Raw genomic sequence first — 17992 nt, forward strand, 5'->3', positions numbered from 1 at the left:
CGTGGAGCTGGTGGGGCCCGGAAGCTCGGTCACCGAGCCGGCATCAGGCCGGGCGGGGGCAGGGAGCGGCCCTCCCGCACGTGGGAGTAGTCGCGCGCCTCGGCCACCAGCCCTTGATGGTCGAAGCGCAGCAGCGTGCAGCCGGAGACGGTGAGAGGCTTGTCGTTCGGGTAGATCACCGCCCAGTACTCCACGGCCGCAGTGTCTCCGTCGACGCGCGGCTCGCCGAACCAGACCTCGGCGGGGCGGCTCTCCTCGTCGAAGGACTCCCGCAGATAGTCGCGCAGGCCGGCTCGTCCACGGTAGGGCCGGAACATCGATGCCCAGTGCACGCCGTCCTCGGCCTGCAGACCGACGATGCCGTCGATGTCCTGGGCGGGCCATCCGTGGGCCCACGTCTTCGCCCACCTGTCGGCCGCGTCGCGCATCTCCACGATCCGTCTCCTCTCACCGCGATGTCCGACGCACTTCTACCAACCAACTCCGACAACCGCGCGGACGGTGCCGGCCGGATCCGCGCCGGGACCGCACGTCCCGCGCAGTCGACGCTGCTCGGGCCGAGTTGCAACGCGTGGTGGTGGTGGAGTACCAGGGCGGAGCCCGTCAGGTGGACCCCGTCCGGCGTACGGGCTACCGCCGCGGGTAGGTCCGGCAGATCGTGTGGTCCGCCGGCATCGAGGGCTAGCTACTGCCGGCCGCCCTGCCGCTCGATCGCAGGCTGCCCGTCCTCGCCGGCGAAGCCGACCTGGGTCATGACGCTCAGGGTCGCGGCGTTCTCGTTGGCGATCGTCGCCTCCACCCGCTCGACCAGGGTGGCGAAGGCGGTGACGTCGTCCAGTTCGGTGTACACGCCGGTCCGGGTGAGGAAGTAGATCCTCTCGTGCCCCAGGGTCTGCTCTGTCGACCGGTAGTTCTTCCACTGCTCCCGATAGCGGAACACGCTCTCCAACGACACCGCGCCGGCAACGATCAGGCTAACGACGGTGGTCACCGCCTGGGCGTAGGGAAAGTCGAGGTTGACGAGGACCGGGACGAGAGAACCACCGACGACGGCGGCCGTGCGGGTTCGGAGATGGGTGGCCTTCGCCCTGACCGCCTTCTTGTCATACCAGGACTGGTACTGAGCGAGGCGGTCTGCGAGGTATGCATCCGCCGAGAGGCCAGGACTCGCCTCGTGCCCGGCGGTCTCCCTTGACATGGGAACTTGGGATTCGTCGACCACGTCGACCAGTAGAGCCGGTGCGCGCGGCGACCGTCAAGGCGATCCGTTCACGGCCGCTCACCGACCGGCGCCGCGAGGTCACGACTCCCGGATGCTCGCGGCGCCGCGGTGGTGGCGAGGTGCGTCGACCTCGTCGAGCAGCGCGATCGCGAAGTCCGGGTAGCTGATCCGGCTGGCCGCGTCGCCGTGCTCGGCGAGCCGGTATCGGCCGGTGCGCGCCCCACCGTGGTCGAAGTCGCCGGCCGGCGCCACGTACGCCCAGTCGAGGTCGCCGGCCCGCAGCTCCGCAAGGCCGGAGGCGTGCCCCAGATAGAAGGACCAGTACTCGTTCGGGTAGCCGGGCTCGTCCATCAGCGGAGCGCCGGACGCGCCGGGCAGGACCGACGCGAGGCCGACCACCACCAACCGGCGTACGCCCGCCTTCGCCAGCCCGGTGGCCAGCGCACGGGACGCGGCGGTGAAGAAGTCGCGCGGCGGCGCGGCCAGGTCGACCGCCGCGCTGACGGCCGCGTCGTGCCCGGCTGCCGCCCGCGCGACGTCGGCCGCGTCGGTGACGTCGCCCGCCACCACCCGGGCGTCGATCGGGTCGCGGTGGCGGGCCGGGTCGCGTACCACGGCGGTGACCTGATGGCCGCGTCGCCGCGCCTCGCCGACGGCCGCTCGCCCGGCGCGGCCGCCCGCGCCGAAGACCACGATGTTCATGTCAGAACGCCTCTCACCAGGGCCGGAGCCCGCACGCCCGGCCGGTTCGGCGACGGTATCGGGGGCCGCGGTTTCCGCGCGGATACCCGTATCGTGGGTGGGATGAGGCAACCGCTGCCCGCCGACATGTTCGACGAGTTGTGCCCGTCGTCGCTCAACCCGATCCGGTTCGGCGACAAGTGGGCGGCGCTCGTCATCCGGTGCCTCGAAGGCGGGCCACGTCGGTTCTCCGAGTTGCGGGTGCCGTTGCGCCGCGTCACCCCGAAGGTGCTCACCCGGTCGCTGCGCGCCCTGGAACGCGACGGACTCGTCCGGCGCACCGTCCGCGAAGGACGGTCGCGACACGTCGAGTACGAACTGACGCCGGTGGGTCGCAGCCTGCTCGAACCGATCGCGGTGGCGTGCGCCTGGACCGAGCGGCACTGGGACGAGCTGCTCGACGCCCGCGAGTCCTACGACGCCGCCGCCCGCCACGACGGGTGAGGCAGTCGGACGGCTACGCCCACGGCGGCGTGTGCCGGGCCAGGTAGGCGCGGGCGCGGGGGAGCGGGTCCGCCCAGTACTGGTGCGGCATCCGGCTGTGGTGCGCCGCGCAGAACTCCGCCAGGTCGTCGGGGAGCGCGACGGCTTCCACCGGCCGGCTCTCGAAGTCGCGGTTCGCGGCCAGCAGGTGCGGCTCGGGATGCCAGCCGGAGTGGTCGAAGGCCCAACCCGCCCAGGTCGCGTAGACGTGCCAGACCTGCGGGTCGTCGGCGAAGTGCAGCCCGGTGAGCCCGATCGGCCGGTCCGGGTGGGCGTCCCGGCACACCCAGGCCAGGATGTGGCACGCGCCGGCGGCGAAGAAGGCCTGATCCTTGCGGTCCCACGCGACGCGTTGGTCGGACCGTTCGAGAGGGGTCCGTCGAAAGACTCCCGCTGCCACCGCTGTCATGCCAGGACGGTACCGGCCCGGACTCGACGCCTCGGGGCGGACAGGAGAGCCGAGCGTCTTCCACACTGGACCGATGAACGCTGACGATCTTCTGCGGCGGGCCGGCGACCTCTGCGACCGGGTGGTGTTCGAAGGCGACCGCAGCCTGCTGCCGGCCGCCGACCGGGCGCTCGACGCCGTGGAGGCGGAACTCGCGCTCGCCAGGGGCCGCGTCCTGCACGCCCGCTTCCTCGACGACCGGGTCGAGGACCCGCACGAGTTGGCACTCTTCGAGCGGGCGTGCGCGACCTACGAAGCCCTGGGAGACCTGGGTGGGCAGGCTCGGGCCCGCTTCCAGATCGGCGTCTACCACCAGGTGGTACGCGCGGACAACGCCGCCGCCGTCCCCCACCTCGAACGCTCCCGTGTGCTCGCCGAGCAGGTCGCGGACGACCTGACCCGGTCGTACGCCCTGCGACACCTGGGGATCGCCGCCCACATGGCCGGTGATCTGGACGACGCGCACGGCCACCTGGAGGAGTCCACCCGCCTGCGCCGCGAGTGCGCGTTCCCGGCGGGCGTCGCCGCGAACCTGGTCGGCCTCGCCTACGTCGCGCTGGCGCGAAGCCGCCCCGAGGAGGCCGGGGCCCTGCTGGACGAGGCCGAGGCACTGGCCGGCTCCGCCGGCGCCGGCCGGATCGTCGGGCAGGTCGAGCAGGCGCGCGCCGCGATGCGGTGACGAACGCGGGTCACTCGCCGCGTTCGACGTAGGAGGCGAGGTTCGCCAGCGAGGACGCGATGCCCTCCTCGTGGACGCTCTGGTCGATGCCGGGTGGCACGCCGGTCGCGGTGACCGTCACGTCGGTGCCGTCGCCGGCCGCGGCCAGGTGCCAGGTCATCGTCATGGTGCCCGCGTACGCCGGGTCGTCGGCCTGGAACACGGCGGTCTGGACCACCCGTGCCGGCCGCACCAGGTCGGCGAACCCGACGTCGACGACGTCCGTCGCGTCCGACGTCTTGCCCGGGCTGTCGGTGGGGTCGAGGTAGGTGAGCACCATCCGGAAGCCGCCGCCGGGGCGCGGATCCCACCGCTCGATCCGCCCGCGCATGCCGTCGGGCGGCAGCCACGTCTCGAGCGCGTCCCGGCGCAGAAGCGCGTCGTAGACGGCCGCCGGCGCCGCGGCTATCGTCCGGCTCGCCCGATCGATCCTGCTCACCACCCGATTCTAGGGTTCGATCGGGTGCAGGATGGGCGGGTGAGGTTTCCACTCTCGACACCGCTCGCCGTTCCCGCCGGCACCCTCGCCGCCGGCCCGCAGCCGACGCTCACCGCCGGCGACCTCGTCCTGCGGCCCTGGCAGGACGACGACGCGTCGGAGTTCCTGGCGGCCTACCAGGATCCGGAGATCCGACGCTGGCACACCCGCCGACCCGCCTCGGAGGAGCAGGTCCGCGAGTGGTTCGCGTTCTACCGTCGGGCGTGGCGGCAGGAGACGGCGGCGAGCTGGGCGATGACGTACGGCGGCGGCGCCATGGTGGGACGCATGGTCCTCGGCGGCATCGACCTCGGTGACGGGGTAGCGGTGTGCGCGTACTGGGTGGTCCCGGCCGCTCGCGGCGCGGGCCTGGCCTCCCGGTCGTTGCGGGCGGCGAGCGAGTGGGCGTTGGGTGCGGCCGGCTTCCACCGCCTCGAACTCGACCACTCGACCCGCAACCACGCCTCCTGCCGGGTGGCCGTCAAGGCCGGCTTCCGCCCGGAGGGCACCAGACGCCGCGCCGCCGTGCACGCGGACGGGCCGCACGACATGCACCTGCACGCCCGGGTCCGCGGCGACGACTGACACCCGGCCCGCGCCGGCCGTGCTCGACGCGGCCCGGGCTGCGGAACGCGGCCACCCGTGACACCGTGGCGACATGGACCGGCAGCGGGCGGCGTGGTCCCGCCTCACCAGGAAGCAACGCGTCGTGGTGTTCGCCGGCACGGGGTTGGCGCTGGTCGGGCTCGTGCTGACGGTGACGGTCGACGTGGCCCTCGGCGCCGCCGTCATCTCGGTGGCCTCGCTGGTCGTCATCTTCACGTCCGTGTTCGCCCCGCCGGACTGAACCGCCGGCGCCGCGGCGCCGGCCGCGGCACTTCCGAAACACGCCCTCGAGACACCCACACCGTTCCAGTCACGGGGTCTCCGGGGCGTGGGTGGAACGGTGTGGGTGTCTGCGGGGCCGTGAGACACCCATGGCGTTCCAGTCGCCGGCTCGGCGACCCGTGACTGGAACGGTGTGGGTGTCTGCGAAGGAGAGGGAGCGGGGGATGCCGGTGCGTGCGCACCTTGAGGAAACCGAGGGCTCGCTGCTGATCGGAGACGACGGCACACCGCTCGCCCGGATGCGGGTCCGGGACGAGAAGGGCCAGCGGGTCGCGGCCGACGTCCGACCGCTGCCCGGTGCGGCGCTCACCAGGCTCGCCGCGCAGGTACGGCGGGACCTCACCGGGTTCCGCCTGGAGACCGCCGACGAGGAACTGGCCGCGGCGCTGGTGGCCGACGGCCTCGACCTGAGCCGGGCCGCCACCGACATGCGGCACGACCTGACCGGGGTGCCGGAGTCGACCACCCTGGCGGCGGGCTGGTCACTCGGCGCCCCGGGGTGGGACGACGACCTCGCGGCAGGGCTGGCCGCCGCGTACGGGCCCGACCATCCGGACGGGCGGTGGCAGCCGGGCGACACCCGCGAGGTACGGGGCATGTTCGACACCGGTGAGCCGGTGCCGCCGCTGGCGCCCGCCTCGGCCCGGCTGGTCGACCCCGACGGTCGCAGCGCCGGTCACGTCCTGTGCGCCGGGCCGGTGCCGTGGACCGACGACGGGTGCGCCTGGATCCTCAACCTGGCCGTCGCACCCCGCGCGCAGCGTCGCGGCTTCGGCCGGGTGTTGCTGACGCACGCGTTGCGCGGCGCCCGCCGGGCGGGGCTGCCGTCCGTCGGCCTGTCGGTGGCCGACGGAAATCCGGCCCGCCGGATGTACGACGCGGCCGGCTTCCGCCCGCTCACCCGGGTGCTCTCGATGCGGGTCCCCGAGGCCTGACCGCTCAGGCGTCGGTACGGGTCGGCGAGGTGTGCGAGCACTCGGACGGCGGTCCGGGTGCGAAGTCCGCAGTGATCTCGGCGTTGGTCCGGGCGCTGTCCCACTCACCCGACAGATCCACCTGTCCGCGCAGGGAGCCAACCCCGGTGCGGTTGGTCCCACCTGGGTCACGAACTCGGCCGTCAGCGTTGGTTTCGTCGTCCCCCACGTACTCCATGATGCCGGACGGTCGATACAGCGTGGGCGGTCAATCGGTCCCGTCGCCGGCAGATTGCTGACGTGCCGGGTGGAGAACCGCCTAGACGAATGTGGTGCTGGCGTTTCTCGTAGCGCCCCTTACCCAGGCATGGACGCGGGTCGGTGCCGAAGAGCTGCCGTATGTGATGATCGATGTCGGAAGCGCCGGCGGGAGGTCGTGTGAGCGAGCCACAGCGCGGCACCGCGCCGCGGACGTCGTTCTGGCAGTCGCTGGCCGGGGTGCTCACCGCCGTTGCCGGCCTGATCACCGCGCTCGTCGGCGTCGCGGCATTCGTCTACCAGGTCGCCGGAGGTGGCTCCGCCGCCGCTCCGCCGACACGGTCGTCGAACGCGTCGGCCCCCGCCCGGGCGGTCGGAACCGGTACGTCGCCACCGTCGGCCACCCCCTCGGACAGCGCCGGTGCCGGCCCTTTCGAACTGCTCTTCAACAACAACGGCGTCGATCTTGACGCCGACCCGCCCAAGGTGGCCACCCGGTCCGACCCCGACATCGACATCTACGACTCGGGCGGCTCGATTCAGAGCTTTCCCATCTGGGCGGGCCTGGCCAGGTGGAGTGCGGCCGGCGTGCCGAGCCGGCAGGACTGCCTTTCCCTGCTGAACAGCTTCGCGACGATCGACTCCACCTACCGCAAAGGCAGCCGATACTGCGTGCACACGCGGGGGGACGTCAACGTCGCGTTCGTCGAGTTCGTCGCACCGATCGAGGGCGGTTGGAAGATCCGGGTGACCGTCTGGCCGGGCACCGCCGACTGACCTGCCTGCCACCGCCCCAGCCGCATGGCCTGCTGGTGCGCGGATGAGAGAGTGGCAGCGTGCGGGTGGGGATCCTCGGGCCGCTGGAGGTCCGCGACGGCGAGCAGCCCGTCGACGTCGCCGGGGCGCGGCTGCGGGCGCTGCTGATCCGCCTCGCCCTGGACCCGGGCCGGCCGGTGAGCGTGCCGGCGCTGGCCGAGGCGCTCTGGGCGGACGCGCCGCCCGCCGACACCGCGAACGCCGTGCAGACGCTGGTGTCCCGGCTGCGCCGGGCGGCGCCCGGGCTGGGCGTACGCAGCGGCCCGGCCGGCTACCGGCTCGACCTGGACCCGGACGACGTGGACGCGGAGCGGTTCGCCCGGCTGGCCCGCGCCGGCCGGGAGGCGCTGCGGGACGGGGACGCGCCGCGGGCGCTGGCGACGCTGCGGGAGGCGCTGGCGTTGTGGCGTGGCCCGGCGCTGGCCGAGGTGGCCGACGCCCCGTACGCGGGTGCCGCGGTGGCGCGGCTGGCGGAGCTGCGGCTCACCGCGCAGGAGGACCGGATCGAGGCGGAGCTGCGCACCGGCGGTCCGGAGCTGCTGGTCGCCGAGCTGGACGAGTTGACCGCCGCGCACCCGTTGCGGGAGCGGCTGGCCGCGCTGCACCTGCGGACGCTCGCCGCCGCCGGGCGGCCCGCCGAGGCGCTGGCCGGGTACGAGCGGATCCGGGCACGGCTCGCCGACGAGCTGGGGGTGGACCCGTCGCCGGAGCTGCGGGCGGCGCACCTGGCGCTGCTGCGGGGTGACGTCGCCCCGCCGCCGCCGGCCGTCGCGCCGCGCGGGAACCTGCGCGCCGCGCTCACCACGTTCGTCGGGCGCGACGAGGACCTGCGCCGGCTCACCGGGCTGCTCGCCGACAACCGCCTGGTCACGTTGATCGGGCCGGGCGGGGCCGGCAAGACCCGGCTGGCGACCGTCGCGGCGGGGCTGCTGGCCGACGGCGTACCCGGTGGGGCCTGGCTGGTCGAGCTGGCGCCGATCACCGACCCGGCCGACGTGCCGCGGGCCGTGCTCGACACGCTCGGCCGGCGGGACCGGCCGCGGGAACCGGCCCGGCCGACGGCGCGGGACACGCTCGGGCGGCTGGTCGACGCGATCGCCACCGACCGGACGCTGATCGTGCTGGACAACTGCGAGCACGTGGTGGAGGCCGCCGCCCGGCTCGCCGAGGAACTGCTCGGCCGCTGCCCGGGGCTGATCGTGCTGGCGACGTCCCGCGAGCCGCTGGGCATCGTCGGCGAGGCGCTGGAGCCCGTACCACCGTTGCGCCTGCCGCCGGCGGACGCGGCGCCGGCCGACGCGGCCGCGTACCCGTCGGTGCAGTTGCTGCGCGACCGGGCCGGGGCCGTGCGGGCCGGCTTCGCGGTGACCGGCGACAACGTCGCGGACGTGGTGGAGATCTGCCGCCGGCTGGACGGCCTGCCGCTGGCCATCGAGCTGGCCGCGGCGCGGCTGCGGACGCTCTCGCCGCGGCAGGTGGCGGCCGGTCTGGACGACCGGTTCCGGCTGCTGACCGGCGGCAGCCGCACCGCGCTGCCCCGGCACCGGACGCTGCGGGCGGTGGTGGACTGGAGCTGGGGGCTGCTCACCGGCGACGAGCGCCGGCTGGCCGAGCGGCTCGCCGTGTTCCCCGCCTCGGTCACCGCCGAGTCGGCCGCCGGCGTCGCCGGGCCGGCCGCCGCCGCGCTGCTCGACGCGCTTGTCGACAAGTCGCTGCTCCAGGTGGTCGGCGACGGGCGGTTCCGGATGCTGGAGACCATCCGGGAGTACGGGCTGGAGCGGCTCGCCGCCGCCGGGGTCGCCACCGAGGCGCGCGCCGCGCACGCCGTGTACTTCCGGGACCTGGTGGCGACCGCGGAGCCGCACCTGCGCACCGCCGGCCAGTTGCCCTGGCTGCGGTTGCTGACGGCGGAGCGGGAGAACATCGTCGGCGCGCTGCACTTCGCCTGCGACGCCGGTGACGCGGACACCGCGCTGCGCATCGGCGCGGGCCTGGCGCTGCCGCTGATCATCTGGGGCGACGACGGCGGGATCGGCGGTGACGTGCTGGCCCGCGCGCTGGCGTTGCCCGGTGCCACCCCGGCGGCGGAACGGGCCGTGGTGCTCGCCATCCGGATGGTCACCGAGATGTTCCAGGGCACCCGCGAGCCGACCGGGGAGCGGGTCGCGGAGATGACCGAGGCGGTGCGCGCGGCGGACGGGACCGGACACCCGCTGGTGGCGTTGCTCGAACCGGCGCTGTCGATGTTCACCGACGACACGGCCGCCGGGATCGCCGCCGTGGACCGGGCGCGCGGGCATCCCGACCCGTGGACCGACGGGACGCTGCTGGCCATGCGCGGCCAGATCCGGGAGAACGACGGTGACGCCGAGGGCATGCTCCGCGACCTGACCGCCGCGGTCGCGGAGCTGCGCGCGGTGGGTGAGCGGTGGAGCCTGTCGATGGCCCTGAGCAACTACGCCGACGCGCTGACCAAGCGCGGCGACTTCGAGGCGGCCACGGCCGCGCTGGAGGAGTCGGCGCGGCTGGCCCGCGAACTCGACCCGGGCGCCGAGCCGAGCTTCCAGCTGATCTGGCTGGCCGCGATCCGGGCCCGCTCCGGCGACGTGGCCGGCGCCAAGGCGGAGCTGCGGCGGTTCGTCGCCGACCGGACGGCCGACCGGTACGGCCAGGACGCCGCGTTCGGGCTGATGATGCTCGGCGACATCGCCCGGCTGGACGGCTCGCTCGACGAGGCGCAGGAGTGCTTCGCCGTCGCGATGCGCCGGCAGGACGAGGCGCCGATGGTCGCGCCGCAGTTCCGTGGCCTGCTGCTGGCCGCGACGGGTCACCTCGCGCTGGCCCGTGGCGACGTGCCGGGGGCGCGGACGTGCCTCTCCGAGGCCACCGAGCGGGGCTTCGCCGCCCGGGACATGCCGGTGGTCGCGATCATCGCGGTGGGCTGGGCGGCGGTCGCCGAGGCGGAGGGCCGTTTCGAGCGGGCCGCCGAGCTGCTCGGCACGTCCGACTCGCTGCGCGGCTGGCCGGACCGGTCCAACGCGGACGCGCAGCGGCTCGCCGCGCGGCTGCGCGCCGAGCTGGGCGACGACGGTTACGCCGCCGCGTACGCCCGGGGGCACGGGCTGAGCCGGGTCGACGCCCTCGCGTCCGTGGGCGGCGACCCGGCTCGATGTGACCGGTCAGGCGCGACGTCGGTAGGCCCGGACGGCGAGCGGCGCGAAGACCGCGATGATCGCCACCGTCCAGAGGAGTGAGCGGGTCACCGGCCCGGCGACCGGGCCGCCGATGATCAGTCCCCGGGCCGCCTCCATCACGTCGGCCACCGGGTTCACCCCGACCCACCACTGCAACCAGCCGGGCAGCGTGTCGGTCGGCACCATCATGTTGGTGCCGAAGGTCAGCGGGAACAGCAGCAGGAAGGCGGTGCCCTGCACCGCGCCCGGGCTGCGCATCAGCACCCCGAGCAGCACGCCGATCCAACTCACCGCGAACGCGAAGGCGATGGTCAGCAGGCAGGCCGCCAGCGTGGACAGCGGGTCGGTGCCGATCCGGAAGCCGATCGCGTAGCCGAACGCGAACAGCACCGCGATGCAGACCACGAAGCGGACCAGGTCGCCGACCACGGAGCCGACGAGCGGCGCGGACCGGGCGATCGGCAGGCTGCGGAACCGGTCGAAGACGCCCTTCTCCACGTCGGTGTTGAGGCTGACCCCGGTCGCGATGGAGGCGAACAGGACGGTCTGCACCATGATCGCCGGAAGCAGGAACTCCAGGTACGCATGCTGCGAGCCGGAGATCGCGCCGCCCAGCAGGTAGACGAAGATGACCACGAAGATGATCGGCTGGAGCGTCACGTCCAGCAGTTGCTCCGGGGTGCGCAGTGTCTTGATCAGGCTCCGGCCGGCGAGCGCGAGGCTGTGCCGGGCCAGCCCGAACGGGCGGCTGCCGGCCCGGGGGGCGCGGGTCCGGGGCGGCGTCGCCGCCGCGCGGGTCGTCGTGGTCATGCCGCCACCTCCGTGGGCTCCGCGGCGCCGTGGCCGGTCAACGTGAAGAACACCTCGTCCAGGCTGGGCAGCCGCAGCGCCAGCTCGACCACCCCGATGCCTGCCTCGTCGAGCCGGCGGACCACCGCGGTGAACGTCGCGTCGTTCTCCACCGGCACGGTGAGCAGGCCGGGTCGGGGCAGCTCGGGTTCGGCGCCGGTGCCGGCGCGCAGGATGTCGGCGACCTCGCCGATCCGCTCCGGCTCGGTCGGCCGGACCACGATGGTCTGGCTGCCGGCGATCCGCTTCAGCTCGCCCGGCGTGCCGTGGGCGATCACCCGCCCGTGGTCGATCACCGAGATCTCGTCGGCCAGCGCGTCCGCCTCGTCCAGGTACTGGGTGGTGAGCAGCACTGTCGAGCCGTCGTCGACGAGCGAGCGGACCACGCCCCACATCTCCTCGCGTTTCGCCGGGTCCAGGCCGGTCGTCGGCTCGTCCAGGTAGATGACGTCCGGCCGGCCGACCAGGCTGGCGGCCAGGTCGAGCCGGCGGCGCATGCCACCGGAGTACGTCTTGGCCGGGCGCCCGGCGGCGTCGGTCAGGTCGAACCAGGCGAGCAGCTCCGCCGCCCGGGCCCGCGCGTCGCGCCGGCTCAGGTCGAGCAGCCGACCGATCAGCACCAGGTTCTGGGTGCCGGTCAGGTCCTCGTCGACCGAGGCGTACTGCCCGGTCAGCCCGATCAGCCGGCGCACCTGGCCGGCGTCGCGGACCACGTCGTGGCCACCGACGGTGGCGCGCCCGGAGTCCGGGCGCAGCAGGGTGGCGAGGATGCGCACCGCGGTGGTCTTGCCGGCGCCGTTCGGCCCCAGCACCCCCAGCACGGTCCCCCGTCGTGCGGCGAGGTCGATCCCGGCCAGCGCGGTTGTCGTACCGAACCGCTTGACCAGGCCCTCCGCCTCGAATGCGTAACTCATGGCACCGACCTTGGCGGGGGCCGCTGGCAGCGGACGCACACGACGCTGGCACCACCACGCACATGCAACAAATGGTTGCGCTTTGCGGCGGTCAGGTCTAGCGTCAAACGCAACCAATGGTTGCAGGAGGTTGTCATGGAGTACGGAACCATCGAGCGCGAGATCTACGTCGAGGCGTCGCCCGAGATCGTCTTCGAGGTGGTGAGCAGCCCCGAGCATCTCCGGAAGTGGTGGCCGGACGAAGCCCGCTACGAGCCCACCCCGGGGTCGGTGGGGGAGATCGCCTTCGGCGACACGGTGGTCCCGTTCACGGTCGTCGACGCGCGCCCGCCCCGCACGTTCTCGTTCCGCTGGACGCACCCGGCCGGCGAGAGCGCGGCCGAGGGCAACTCGCTGCTTGTCACGTTCGAGCTGACCCCGTCCGGCGCGGGCACGACGCTCCGGATGACCGAGACCGGCTTCCGCGAGATGGGCTGGGAGATCGCCGTCCTGGAGCAGCAGTACCAGGACCACGTCAGTGGCTGGGACCACTTCCTGCCGCAGCTGCCGCCCTACGCCGCCACGCTGGCCGTACGGCCGTGAGCACCGCCCTGGTCGAACCGGTCGACGACGACCTCTGGTCCGCGATCGGCGACCCGACCCGCCGCCGGATGCTCGACCTGCTGCTCGCCGCCGACGGTGGCACCGCCACCTCGCTGAGCCGGCAGATGCCGGTCACCCGCCAGGCGGTCGCCAAGCACCTCGGCGTGCTCGACCGGGTCGGCCTGGTCCGGGCCGACCCTGCCGGCCGGGAGCGGCGCTACCGCGTCGACGACGCCCAGCTCGCCCGCGCGGTGGCCCAGCTCGCGTCCGTCGGCTCGGCCTGGGACGCCCGACTGCGCCGGATCAAGCGGATCGCCGAGGACATCCAACGAGCCCGACCGGAATGACGACGAGAGACAAGGAGATCGACATGGTGGACATCCTGCACCGGATCGGGGTGCGGACCCCGAAGCCCGAGGCCGTGTACGACGCGCTGACCACCGTCGACGGGCTGGCCGGCTGGTGGACCGACGACACGAAGGGCAGTGCCGACGTCGGCGGTGTCCTCGAGTTCCGGTTCCCGCCGGGCGGGTTCGACATGGAGGTCGTCGAGCTGCGGCCGTCCGAACGGGTGGTGTGGCGGGTGGTCGACGGCCCGCCGGAGTGGGTCGGCACCACCGTCGAGTGGGACCTGCGCCAGGACGGCGACTGGACGATCGTGCTCTTCGCCCATCGGGGCTGGCGCGAACCGGTCGAGTTCATGCACCACTGCAGCACCAAGTGGGGGTCGTACCTGCTCAGCCTGAAGGCGCTGGTGGAGACCGGCGAGGGCGCGCCGTCACCGCGCGACGTGCCGATCAGCGACTGGCACTGACCGGGCCGATGCCGGTGAGGTAGCCGGACGCCCCGGTCTCCGGGACCGGGGCGTCCGGTGCGACTACCACCGGGAGCGGGACCATCGGGACCCGGAGGCCGCCGTCGTCGCAGGCCCGCAGCACGGTGAGGTAGACCCGGACCAGGTGGTACGGGGAGACGACGAGCGCGAGACTGTCGATGCCCAGGCCCCGGACCCGGTCGACGATCCACCTGGCCTGCCGGCCGGTGTCGGTGGCCGGCTCGGCCTGGAGCACGACCCCGTCGACCCGGCGCAGACCGAGACCCCGCAGGCGGTCCAGGGTGAGCGGACGGTAGGTCCGTTCGGCCGGGTTGGTGCCGGCCACCAGCAGGTGGCGCAGCGTCGGGCCGGACTCCCAGGCGCGGATCGCGTCGGCCAGGCGCCAGTCCTCGCCCTGGCCGGTGGGCACGACCAGCGCGTCGACCCGCTCGGCGGCGCGACCGGGAAGGGTGAGGACCATCGTCACCGCCTCCAGCACGGCGAGGAACCGGTCGGCGGGGACGTCCGCGAACGCCTCCGCCGGCACGACTCGCGGCAGCGCCCTTGGCGGGCGGGAAACACTCGTCACGTCCGTGATCCTGCCAGCCGCTCTCGCCTAGGATGGCGGCATGAGCGCTGAGGCCGTCGGCATGCACATGCCCGCCGTCGTGACGCTCGACGACGTGGCGACGATGAACGCCGCCGACCCGAACGGTCACCGCTACGAGACCAGCCCCGAGGGGGTCCTGTCGGTCATGCCGCCGCCCGACTCGGAGCACGCGATCATCGCGAGCCGCCTCTTCGCCTGGCTGATCATGGCCGGCTGGCCCGCCGAACAGGTGCTCCAGGCGGTCGGCGTACGGGTTCCCGGGCGCAACGGCGACGGCGGCCGGATCCTCGACCTGAGCGTGTGGCGCAAGCCGCCCGGGCGTGGGGTCTGGTCGGCCGTGGCCGACCTCGTGCTGGCGGTCGAGATCGTCTCGCCCGGTTCGGAGGCGATGGACTCGGTGACCAAGGTCCGGGAGTACGCCTCGGCCGGCATCCCGCGCTACTGGGTGGTGGATCGCGACGGCGCGCAGACCGTGACGCTCCACGAGCTGACCGGCGACGGCCGGTACGCCGAACACGCCCGGATGCCGCTGGCCTGGCTGTTGCAGACCGCGCCCGCCGACCACCTCGACCGCTGACGACGAGGGGCCCCGCCGAACCGGCAGGGCCCCTCGTCAGCACTCCGATCGCTCAGGCGAGCGTCTTCAGGTAGTCGGGGTTGGCCTTCAGCCACTCCTCGACGGCCTTCTCCTCGTCGCCCTTGTGCGTGGTGAACATCAGCTCCTCCAGCGAGGCGAGCTGGTCACCGTCCATCTTGAACTTCTTCAGCATGTCGGCGACCTCCGGGAAGTCCTTGCCGAAGCCCTTACGGCCGAACGTGTTGATCTGCTCGGCCTGGCCCAGCGTGCCCTTCGGGTCGGCCAGGTCCTTCAGCTCGTACTTGGCGTAGGCCCAGTGCGGGTGCCAGAGCGTGACCACGATCGGCTTCTTGTTCGCGATGGCGCCGTCGAGCGCGGCCAGCATGGCCGGGGTGGAGGAAGTCTTGAGCTTCATCGAGCCCTCCAGGCCGTACTTCGGCAGCACCTGCTCCTGGGTGGCCTTGGTGAGGCCGGCGCCCGGCTCGATGCCGACCATCTCACCGCCGAACGTGCCGGCCTTGGCGGCCAGGTCCTCCAGCGAGTCGATGCCCTCGACGTACTTCGGCACCGCGATGCTGAGGCTGGCGTCGTCGTGCCAGACGCCCAGCTTCTCCAGCTTGTCGCCGTACTTCTCCAGGTAGGAGGCGTGGGTCAGCGGCAGCCAGCCGTCCAGGAACAGGTCGATGTCGCCGTTGGCGAGACCGCCGTAGACCAGGCCGGCCTCCAGGTTCTTCAGCTGGACCTGGTAGCCCTTGTCCTCGAGGATGTTCTGCCACAGGTGCGAGGCGGCGATCGCCTCGTCCCAGGCCATGTAGCCGATGGTCAGCTTCTTGTCGCCGCCGGACGCACCGTCCGACTTCTCGCCGCAGGCGGTCGCGCCGCCGAGGGCCAGGGCGGCGGTCACCGCCAGCGCGAGGACGCGCTTCACTGTCGTGATCACAGAATTTCCTTTCCTTACGGGGTTGCCGGCGCTTGCGCGTACGCGGAAGCAGGGGTGCCGGCCGGACGGGCGACGGGTCAGGCGGCCTCCCGCGCGAGGCGTTGCGCCCGCGCGGAGGGGAACCGGTCGCCCAGGGAGTCGGTGAGCCGGTCGAGCACGACGGCGAGGACCACGACGGCGATCCCGCCCTCGAACCCGCTGCCCACCTCGACCTGGGAGAGCGAAAAGATGATCACGTCGCCGAGACCGCCGGCGCCGACCATGCCGGCGATGACCACCATGGACAGGGACAGCATGATCACCTGGTTGACGCCGGTCATGATGGTCGGCAGCGCCAGCGGCACCTTGGTGCGCAGCAGCACCATCCAGGGTGGCGCGCCGAAGGACTCGGCGGCCTGCACGATCTCCTTGTCGACCTGGCGCAGGCCCAGCTCGGTCAGGCGGACGCCGGGCGGCATGCTGAACACCACCGTGGCCAGCACGCCCGGCACCGTGCCGATGCCGAAGAAGAAGAGCGCCGGGATCAGGTAGACGAACGCGGGCATCGTCTGCATGAAGTCCAGCACCGGCCGGGCCACCGCGGACGCCCGCTTGTTCTCGGCCACGAAGATGCCCAACGGGACCGCCAGCAGCAGGGCGAGCACGCTGGCCACGAGCACCTGCGCGAGCGTGCTCATGGTCTCCTCCCAGTACGGCATCCCGGCCACCAGCAGGAGGCCGACCGCGGCGCCGAGGGCGAACTTCCAGCCGCGCAGCCACCAGCCGAGCCCGGCCAGCACCGCCACGACGGCCACCGCCGGCACGCCGTTGAGCAGTTGTTCGAGCGGGCCGACCAGGGCCTCGACCCCGGCCGTGATCGCGTCGAAGACCGGCCCGAGGGTACGGGTGGCCCAGTCCACCGCGGTCTCGACCCACTCGCCCAGCGGGACCCGGGGCAGCGCGGCGTCGAGCGGGAACTCGCGCAGGCTCATGCCGACATCTCCTTTCCGGCGGCCGCTTCGACGTCGGCCGGTTCCGGCGCCGCCGGCGACGGCTCGACCGTGGCCGGCTCGTCGGGTGTGGCGCTGGCCAGCGCGCTGAGCAGCGTGATCCGGGGGATCACCCCGGCCAGGCGACCACGGTCGTCCAGCACGGCCACCGGGTGCCGGCTCTCCGCGCAGTCGGCGAAGAGGTCGGCCACCGAGGTGTCCTCGGTGACGGTGCGGACCTGGTCCGTGACGACGTGTCCGTCGAGGTTGGTCCGGTTCTCGCGCAGCGCGCGCAGCACCTCGTCCTCGGTCACCGTGCCCAGGAACCGCTTTCCCGGACCGGTCACGTAGACCACCGAGGTCTGGGTGTCCCGCAGCGCCTTCGCGGCGACCCGCGGCCCGGCGCTCACGTCGAGCACCTGGTGCGGCTTCTCCATCACCGAGGAGGCGGTGAGGATGCGGGTGCGGTCCACGTCGGCCACGAACTGCGCCACGTAGCCGTTGGCCGGGTCGGTGAGGATCTCCTCGGCGGTGCCGATCTGGACGATCCGACCGTCCCGCATCACCGCGATCCGGTCACCGAGGCGCATCGCCTCGTTCAGGTCGTGGGTGATGAAGATGATCGTCTTGCCCAGCTCGGCCTGGAGTTCCAGGAGCTGGTCCTGGATCTCCCGGCGGATGAGCGGGTCGAGCGCCGAGAACGCCTCGTCCATGAGCAGGATGTCGGTGCCGGCGGCCAGCGCGCGGGCCAGGCCGACCCGTTGCCGCATGCCGCCGGAGAGGTCGTGCGGGAGGTTGTCCGCCCACTCGGTCAGGCCGACCATCCGCAGCGCCTCCATGGCGCGCTCGCGCCGCTCCGGCTTGGGCAGGCCGGCGACCTCCAGCGCGTACCCGGCGTTCTCCGCCACCGTGCGGTGCGGCATGAGCGCGAAGTGCTGGAAGACCATGCTGATCTTGTCCCGGCGCAGCTTGCGCAGCGCGGCGGGCTTGAGCGAGGTCAGCTCGACCCCGTCCACCCGGACGCTGCCGGAGGTGGGGCGGAGCAGGCCGTTCAGCATCCGGATGAGGGTCGACTTCCCGGAGCCGGAGAGGCCCATCACGACGAAGATCTCGCCGGGGCGTACCTCGAAGGTCGCGTCGATGACGGCGGCGGTGGCCGGGAGTCCGGCCAGGGCCTCGGCGCGTGGCGCGCCGTCCGCCAGGCGTCTTACCGCTTCGTCAGCTCGATTCCCGAATATTTTGTAGAGCGACTGCACTGCGAGCGCGGACACGATCCCCTCTCCGACGCGAACCGCCGGCGGATCACGCCGGCGGGAAGCGGTCTGCGGTGTCGTCCGTCATATCAACATCGGTCACATTGAACGGCTCCTGAGGGCCGGCCGAGAAACCTACCGACGTCATCGCGGTTAATCCAGCCGGGACTACGGGGCCTGTGGAACTGCACACAAAAAGCGGGAGCCGAATTCGGTCGTCCGGGCTGGTCCGGTACGCGCGCGGCACGCCCGCGCGACAAGCGTTTCCGCTCGCCCAGGAGTTACTTCCGACGATTCTGGGCGGTTGTGCCGTCCGCTCGCGAAT

Annotated in this window: 22 protein-coding genes; 11 read left to right on the top strand and 11 right to left on the bottom strand. The window is 73.1% G+C overall.

Annotation, left to right across the window (positions count from 1 at the left end; all coding sequences use genetic code 11):
- Positions 1-29 precede the first annotated feature (29 nt).
- The 3 genes from O7598_RS06595 to O7598_RS06605 all read right to left on the bottom strand — a co-directional run bounded on the left by O7598_RS06595 (position 30) and on the right by O7598_RS06605 (position 1924).
- Complete coding sequence (locus O7598_RS06595) at positions 30-428, bottom strand: nuclear transport factor 2 family protein (protein WP_269694772.1); 399 nt, start codon at positions 426-428, stop codon at positions 30-32.
- Positions 429-685: 257 nt separating this feature from the next.
- Positions 686-1198 (bottom strand): DUF4231 domain-containing protein, encoded by a 513-nt coding sequence (locus O7598_RS06600; RefSeq protein ID WP_269694773.1) that lies wholly within the window; start codon positions 1196-1198, stop codon positions 686-688.
- A 102-nt stretch (positions 1199-1300) separates the two neighbouring features.
- Positions 1301-1924: an NAD(P)-dependent oxidoreductase gene (locus O7598_RS06605; RefSeq protein WP_269690469.1), complete on the bottom strand. Its 624-nt coding sequence runs from the start codon at positions 1922-1924 to the stop codon at positions 1301-1303.
- A 102-nt stretch (positions 1925-2026) separates the two neighbouring features.
- Between O7598_RS06605 and O7598_RS06610 the strand changes: the two genes are divergently transcribed.
- Complete coding sequence (locus O7598_RS06610; RefSeq protein ID WP_269690470.1) at positions 2027-2407, top strand: winged helix-turn-helix transcriptional regulator; 381 nt, start codon at positions 2027-2029, stop codon at positions 2405-2407.
- A gap of 13 nt (positions 2408-2420) precedes the next feature.
- Here the strand turns inward: O7598_RS06610 and O7598_RS06615 are convergent, their stop codons facing one another.
- Positions 2421-2855, bottom strand: a complete 435-nt coding sequence (locus O7598_RS06615) for a hypothetical protein (RefSeq protein ID WP_269690471.1) — start codon at positions 2853-2855, stop codon at positions 2421-2423.
- A gap of 73 nt (positions 2856-2928) precedes the next feature.
- Here O7598_RS06615 and O7598_RS06620 point away from each other — a divergent pair, with 73 nt between their 5' ends.
- On the top strand, positions 2929-3573 hold the full coding sequence (locus O7598_RS06620) for a tetratricopeptide repeat protein (RefSeq protein WP_269690472.1): 645 nt from the start codon (positions 2929-2931) through the stop codon (positions 3571-3573).
- 10 nt (positions 3574-3583) lie between these two features.
- Here the strand turns inward: O7598_RS06620 and O7598_RS06625 are convergent, their stop codons facing one another.
- Positions 3584-4051, bottom strand: coding sequence for an SRPBCC family protein (locus O7598_RS06625; protein WP_269690473.1), 468 nt, complete (start codon positions 4049-4051; stop codon positions 3584-3586).
- Positions 4052-4090: 39 nt separating this feature from the next.
- Here O7598_RS06625 and O7598_RS06630 point away from each other — a divergent pair, with 39 nt between their 5' ends.
- The 5 genes from O7598_RS06630 to O7598_RS06650 all read left to right on the top strand — a co-directional run bounded on the left by O7598_RS06630 (position 4091) and on the right by O7598_RS06650 (position 10220).
- The gene (locus O7598_RS06630) at positions 4091-4675 is read left to right on the top strand and encodes a GNAT family N-acetyltransferase (protein ID WP_269690474.1); all 585 of its coding nucleotides are present in this window, start codon (positions 4091-4093) and stop codon (positions 4673-4675) included.
- Between the two features lie 73 nt (positions 4676-4748).
- Complete coding sequence (locus O7598_RS06635) at positions 4749-4937, top strand: hypothetical protein (protein WP_269690475.1); 189 nt, start codon at positions 4749-4751, stop codon at positions 4935-4937.
- A gap of 205 nt (positions 4938-5142) precedes the next feature.
- The gene (locus tag O7598_RS06640) at positions 5143-5913 is read left to right on the top strand and encodes a GNAT family N-acetyltransferase (protein WP_269690476.1); all 771 of its coding nucleotides are present in this window, start codon (positions 5143-5145) and stop codon (positions 5911-5913) included.
- A gap of 417 nt (positions 5914-6330) precedes the next feature.
- On the top strand, positions 6331-6927 hold the full coding sequence (locus tag O7598_RS06645) for a hypothetical protein (protein ID WP_269690477.1): 597 nt from the start codon (positions 6331-6333) through the stop codon (positions 6925-6927).
- 59 nt (positions 6928-6986) lie between these two features.
- Entirely contained in the window at positions 6987-10220 is a 3234-nt protein-coding gene (locus O7598_RS06650) for a BTAD domain-containing putative transcriptional regulator (RefSeq protein WP_269690478.1), read from the top strand.
- Here the strand turns inward: O7598_RS06650 and O7598_RS06655 are convergent.
- Entirely contained in the window at positions 10146-10970 is an 825-nt protein-coding gene (locus O7598_RS06655) for an ABC transporter permease (RefSeq protein ID WP_269690479.1), read from the bottom strand. The two genes, O7598_RS06650 and O7598_RS06655, sit on opposite strands and share 75 nt — an antisense overlap.
- On the bottom strand, positions 10967-11923 hold the full coding sequence (locus tag O7598_RS06660) for an ATP-binding cassette domain-containing protein (RefSeq protein WP_269690480.1): 957 nt from the start codon (positions 11921-11923) through the stop codon (positions 10967-10969). The genes O7598_RS06655 and O7598_RS06660 overlap by 4 nt, the downstream gene beginning before the upstream one ends.
- A gap of 135 nt (positions 11924-12058) precedes the next feature.
- Between O7598_RS06660 and O7598_RS06665 the strand changes: the two genes are divergently transcribed.
- From O7598_RS06665 to O7598_RS06675, 3 genes are read left to right on the top strand one after another with little or no spacing between them, the layout of a single operon-like run.
- Positions 12059-12505, top strand: a complete 447-nt coding sequence (locus tag O7598_RS06665; RefSeq protein ID WP_269690481.1) for an SRPBCC family protein — start codon at positions 12059-12061, stop codon at positions 12503-12505.
- A complete protein-coding gene (locus O7598_RS06670; RefSeq protein WP_269690482.1) occupies positions 12502-12852 on the top strand; it encodes an ArsR/SmtB family transcription factor in 351 nt (116 codons plus the stop codon). Before O7598_RS06665 ends, O7598_RS06670 begins: the two co-directional genes overlap by 4 nt.
- Before the next feature lie 23 nt (positions 12853-12875).
- The gene (locus tag O7598_RS06675) at positions 12876-13319 is read left to right on the top strand and encodes an SRPBCC family protein (protein WP_332367403.1); all 444 of its coding nucleotides are present in this window, start codon (positions 12876-12878) and stop codon (positions 13317-13319) included.
- Here O7598_RS06675 and O7598_RS06680 read toward each other — a convergent pair.
- Positions 13303-13908, bottom strand: a complete 606-nt coding sequence (locus O7598_RS06680) for an ElyC/SanA/YdcF family protein (RefSeq protein WP_269690484.1) — start codon at positions 13906-13908, stop codon at positions 13303-13305. The genes O7598_RS06675 and O7598_RS06680 overlap by 17 nt on opposite strands.
- A gap of 40 nt (positions 13909-13948) precedes the next feature.
- On the opposite strand from O7598_RS06680, the gene O7598_RS06685 reads away from it, so the two are divergent.
- Positions 13949-14506, top strand: coding sequence for a Uma2 family endonuclease (locus tag O7598_RS06685; protein WP_269690485.1), 558 nt, complete (start codon positions 13949-13951; stop codon positions 14504-14506).
- A 52-nt stretch (positions 14507-14558) separates the two neighbouring features.
- Here O7598_RS06685 and O7598_RS06690 read toward each other — a convergent pair whose 3' ends face one another.
- From O7598_RS06690 to O7598_RS06700, 3 genes are all read right to left on the bottom strand, one after another.
- Positions 14559-15446, bottom strand: coding sequence for a glycine betaine ABC transporter substrate-binding protein (locus O7598_RS06690; RefSeq protein ID WP_269690486.1), 888 nt, complete (start codon positions 15444-15446; stop codon positions 14559-14561).
- 77 nt (positions 15447-15523) lie between these two features.
- Positions 15524-16417: an ABC transporter permease gene (locus tag O7598_RS06695; protein WP_269690487.1), complete on the bottom strand. Its 894-nt coding sequence runs from the start codon at positions 16415-16417 to the stop codon at positions 15524-15526.
- A complete protein-coding gene (locus O7598_RS06700) occupies positions 16414-17685 on the bottom strand; it encodes a quaternary amine ABC transporter ATP-binding protein (RefSeq protein WP_269690488.1) in 1272 nt (423 codons plus the stop codon). The genes O7598_RS06695 and O7598_RS06700 overlap by 4 nt, the downstream gene beginning before the upstream one ends.
- Positions 17686-17992 lie beyond the last annotated feature (307 nt).

The sequence above is a fragment of the Micromonospora sp. WMMC241 genome, assembly GCF_027460165.1.
GTDB classification, from domain to species: domain Bacteria; phylum Actinomycetota; class Actinomycetes; order Mycobacteriales; family Micromonosporaceae; genus Micromonospora; species Micromonospora humi.

What these genes read in the sequence shown, in the direction of transcription:
- O7598_RS06595 (WP_269694772.1), bottom strand. Translation starts at nt 428, where the DNA reads ATGCGCGACGCGGCCGACAGGTGGGCGAAGACGTGGGCCCACGGATGG.
- O7598_RS06600 (WP_269694773.1), bottom strand. Translation starts at nt 1,198, where the DNA reads ATGTCAAGGGAGACCGCCGGGCACGAGGCGAGTCCTGGCCTCTCGGCG.
- O7598_RS06605 (WP_269690469.1), bottom strand. Translation starts at nt 1,924, where the DNA reads ATGAACATCGTGGTCTTCGGCGCGGGCGGCCGCGCCGGGCGAGCGGCC.
- O7598_RS06610 (WP_269690470.1), top strand. Translation starts at nt 2,027, where the DNA reads ATGAGGCAACCGCTGCCCGCCGACATGTTCGACGAGTTGTGCCCGTCG.
- O7598_RS06615 (WP_269690471.1), bottom strand. Translation starts at nt 2,855, where the DNA reads ATGACAGCGGTGGCAGCGGGAGTCTTTCGACGGACCCCTCTCGAACGG.
- O7598_RS06620 (WP_269690472.1), top strand. Translation starts at nt 2,929, where the DNA reads ATGAACGCTGACGATCTTCTGCGGCGGGCCGGCGACCTCTGCGACCGG.
- O7598_RS06635 (WP_269690475.1), top strand. Translation starts at nt 4,749, where the DNA reads ATGGACCGGCAGCGGGCGGCGTGGTCCCGCCTCACCAGGAAGCAACGC.
- O7598_RS06640 (WP_269690476.1), top strand. Translation starts at nt 5,143, where the DNA reads ATGCCGGTGCGTGCGCACCTTGAGGAAACCGAGGGCTCGCTGCTGATC.
- O7598_RS06655 (WP_269690479.1), bottom strand. Translation starts at nt 10,970, where the DNA reads ATGACCACGACGACCCGCGCGGCGGCGACGCCGCCCCGGACCCGCGCC.
- O7598_RS06660 (WP_269690480.1), bottom strand. Translation starts at nt 11,923, where the DNA reads ATGAGTTACGCATTCGAGGCGGAGGGCCTGGTCAAGCGGTTCGGTACG.
- O7598_RS06665 (WP_269690481.1), top strand. Translation starts at nt 12,059, where the DNA reads ATGGAGTACGGAACCATCGAGCGCGAGATCTACGTCGAGGCGTCGCCC.
- O7598_RS06675 (WP_332367403.1), top strand. Translation starts at nt 12,876, where the DNA reads ATGGTGGACATCCTGCACCGGATCGGGGTGCGGACCCCGAAGCCCGAG.
- O7598_RS06685 (WP_269690485.1), top strand. Translation starts at nt 13,949, where the DNA reads ATGAGCGCTGAGGCCGTCGGCATGCACATGCCCGCCGTCGTGACGCTC.
- O7598_RS06695 (WP_269690487.1), bottom strand. Translation starts at nt 16,417, where the DNA reads ATGAGCCTGCGCGAGTTCCCGCTCGACGCCGCGCTGCCCCGGGTCCCG.